This is a genomic window from Streptomyces sp. C (assembly GCF_000158895.1).
Classification (GTDB): Bacteria; Actinomycetota; Actinomycetes; order Streptomycetales; family Streptomycetaceae; genus Streptomyces; species Streptomyces racemochromogenes.
Window position 1 is genome coordinate 7,048,695 of record NZ_GG657750.1, and the last position, 2,559, is coordinate 7,051,253.

Genomic DNA, 2,559 nt, shown 5'->3' on the forward strand with positions numbered 1-2,559 from the left:
CTGCCGGTGGGGCCGCCCGTCGAGCCGCACCTCGGCTTACGTTCGAGCCCGTCGCGTACGGGTCGGGGCGCGGCCCCTCAAGCCGTCCGCCCCCGGCCAGCAGCAGGGCGAGGGAGTCCGGCCCCTGCTCCCGGCCCACCACCCACGGCAGCGGTTCGAAGGCCAGCGCCCGCCAGAGCCGGGTCAGCACGGCGGAGCGGGCCCCGTCCAGCGAGGCCTCGTACGCGGCCCCCAGCCCGGGCCGTACGCCGGCCAGCGCCACGGCGGCGGCCTCCTCGGCGGCGGTGGCGGGGGAGTGCCCGGGCTCGGGCGGGGAAACGTGCCTGGTGCGGTCCAGGGGTCCGGTCCTCTCGGGTCGGTTCAACCGATGATCAGGTCATCATCGCGGATACTGAAGATCACAGCCGGTGGTCCCTCCCGCGCACCGCCGGCACACCGCAGACGGACCGAATGGAACCAGTGGACCTCAACACCGACGCCGACGCCCGCAGCGCCGCCCCGCTCCTGAACTGCCTGCTCAGGGAGGTGGGCGAGGCCGAGGGCGGGCGGGTCCACCGGCTGCGCGGCAGCGGCCGGCTGCTGCGGGTCTCCGGCGGCCGCCGCCCGGACCGCGCGGAGCTGCACACGGCGGACGGCTGGCATCCGCTGGGGCACGCGGAGCTGGTCAAGCTGGTCTCCGACGAACTGCACCGCTACACCGGCGTCTCCCAACGACGAACTGCCCGGCGAGATCGACGACAGCCGCGAGGCCGTCGCCGCGCTGCTGGCCGCCCGGGCGGCCGCCGAGCCGCCCGAGGACCCGTACGTCCTGTCCGAGCAGGCCCTGGTGACGGGCCATCCGCACCACCCCGCGCCCAAGGCCCGGGGCGGCGCGCCCGCCGCGAGCTGGCTGCCGTACGCCCCCGAGGCGCACACCCGCTTCCCGCTCGTGATGCTCGGGCTGCGCGAGGACCAGGTGGCGGAGGAGGGCGGCCGGGCCGCCGCCGACGCGGTCGACGCGCTGGCCGGCATCCTCGACGGACCCCGCCCGCCCGCCGGTTACCGGGCGCTGCCCGCGCACCCCTGGCAGCTGGAGCTGGTCGGCGGCCGGCGGGAGGTGCGCGAGGCCTTCGCCGACGGGCGGCTGCTGCGGCTCGGCCCGACCCGGCTCCCCGTGTGGCCCACCGCCTCCGTGCGGACCGTGTACGCGCCGGGCCCCGAAGGCGACCTGTTCGCGAAGTTCAGCCTCGACGTCCGGATCACCAACGACGTGCGCCGGCTGTGGCGCCACGACCTGCTGAAGCTGCGCCGCACCGACTCCGCGGTGGAGGCCGGCTTCGCCGACCTGCGCCGCCGTACCGGATCGGGCGCGGTGTGGCTGGCCGACCGCGGGTACCGCACCGCCGCCTTCGCCTTCGAGGAACTGGCCGTCCTGGTCCGCGACGGCCTGCGCACCGGGGTGGCGGCGGGCGCGGTGCCGCTGCTGTCCGCCGCCCTCGCGGAGGGCTATCCCGGCAGCCCGCTGGAGACCGCGTCCGACCCGGCCGGCTGGTGGCGGGCGTACCTGCGCCATGTCGTGCCTCCGGTCCTGGACCTGTTCGCCCGGCACGGGATCGTGCTGGAGGCCCACCTCCAGAACTGCCTGGTCGCCGTGGACGGCCGGGGCATGCCCGTGCAGGCCCTCTTCCGCGACGCGGAGGGCGTGAAACTCCCCGGGGACATGCCGCGCGAGGGCGCCTGGCAGCGGCTCGTGTACTGCCTGGTCGTCAACCACCTCGCGGAGGTGGGCGGCGCCCTGGCCGAGCGGCACCCCGGGGCGGCCGGCGGGGTGTGGCCCGCGGTCCGCGAGGAGCTGCTGCGCTGCGCCGCCGAGCACGGCCTGCCGGAGATCGGGGAGCTGCTCGCGGCCCCGGCGCTTCCGGCCAAGACGAACCTCCTGCTGCGCTGGACCCGGGCGGACGGCGCGGACGCGCGCTACCTGCCGCTGCCCAACCCGCTGCGGGGGGAGTGAGCGGGCGGCGGGCGGCGGGCGGGCGTGGGATTCGGCCAAGCTGCGGCGGGCCGCCGCAACCCCCGTATCGAAAGGTATAGACCAATGCTAGGTTGGGTGGGCAGACCGCGCAGTCCTTGACCACCCGTCAGAGGAGAAGCCATGCCCTCCCCTTCGCGGGGCGGCGGCCCGGCCGCCATGCCCAAGTACCAGCGGATCGCCGCACAGCTGCGGGACGAACTCGACCTCGCCGCCCGGACCTCCGGCGGCAGACTGCCCTCCGAACGCACCCTGGCCGCCCGCTACGAGGTCAACCGGCAGACCGTCCGGGCCGCGCTCCAGGAGCTGCGCGCCGACGGACTGGTCGTCACCGGCCGCCGGGGCACCCGGGCCGCGGTCCTCCCCGGCGCCGCGCCCACCGGCTCCCGGAGCGCGCGGCCCGCCGTCCGTGGGGAGGCCGATGCCGGGTCCCGTCCCGGTCCCGGTCCCGGCCCCCGCCTCACCCGGACCCGGCTCGCACTGGTCACCGTGCCGCCGTCGCTCGCCGGGCTGCTCGGGATGTGCGGAGGGGAGCGCACGCTGGTCCACCA

At 77.0% G+C, this 2,559-nt stretch carries 1 protein-coding gene and 2 pseudogenes; 2 read left to right on the forward strand and 1 reads right to left on the reverse strand.

The window, feature by feature from the left end; translation table 11 throughout:
- A pseudogene (locus tag SSNG_RS42540) lies at window positions 1–262 on the reverse strand (IucA/IucC family siderophore biosynthesis protein); the annotation flags it as partial.
- A 188-nt stretch (window positions 263–450) separates the two neighbouring features.
- Between SSNG_RS42540 and SSNG_RS31540 the strand changes: the two are divergent.
- Window positions 451–1,990: pseudogene (locus tag SSNG_RS31540) on the forward strand (IucA/IucC family protein).
- Between the two features lie 141 nt (window positions 1,991–2,131).
- Window positions 2,132–2,559 (forward strand): GntR family transcriptional regulator (locus SSNG_RS38275; RefSeq protein ID WP_007268006.1); only part of this gene is annotated, 428 nt, incomplete at its 3' end.